Below are 416 nucleotides of genomic sequence, written 5' to 3'. Positions count from 1 at the left end.
TGCGGCTCATAGACCGACCCGCCGGCCGATTGATTTGGTGTCGCCGACGCATCCGCGGTGGGCTCATCATCCACCGGATGCGATGGCGCGTCGTCGAGCGGAGGTGGCGGCTCATCGTCGACCGGTGGTTCGTCGTCGAGCGGAGGTGGCGGCGGCTCATAGTCCACCGGCGGCGGCTCGTCGTCGACCGGCCGTGGTGGTGGCTCGTCGTTCGCCGGTGGCTCGTCGTTGACCGGCGGCTCGTCGTTGGCCGGTGGTGTGGGTTCGTCGGTGGGGGTGGGTGGATCGGGTCTGCGTGATTGGGGCTTGGCGGTGGTGTTCTCAGACCCACCGTCGTCTTCGGTGTTGGTAGCGGTGCGGGAGCTGGCGGTGGTCTTGCTCGCAGTGGTGGGGGTGGTGGTGATGGCGTGGATGAC

The 416-nt window shown here is 68.5% G+C and carries 1 pseudogene; it reads right to left on the bottom strand.

What is annotated here, in order from left to right:
* Positions 1 to 416, bottom strand: a pseudogene (locus MELE44368_RS26800) (hypothetical protein); the annotation flags it as partial.

This window comes from Mycolicibacterium elephantis DSM 44368 (genome assembly GCF_004014805.1).
GTDB lineage: Bacteria > Actinomycetota > Actinomycetes > Mycobacteriales > Mycobacteriaceae > Mycobacterium > Mycobacterium elephantis.
This window is presented reverse-complemented; position numbering and strand designations above follow the sequence as displayed.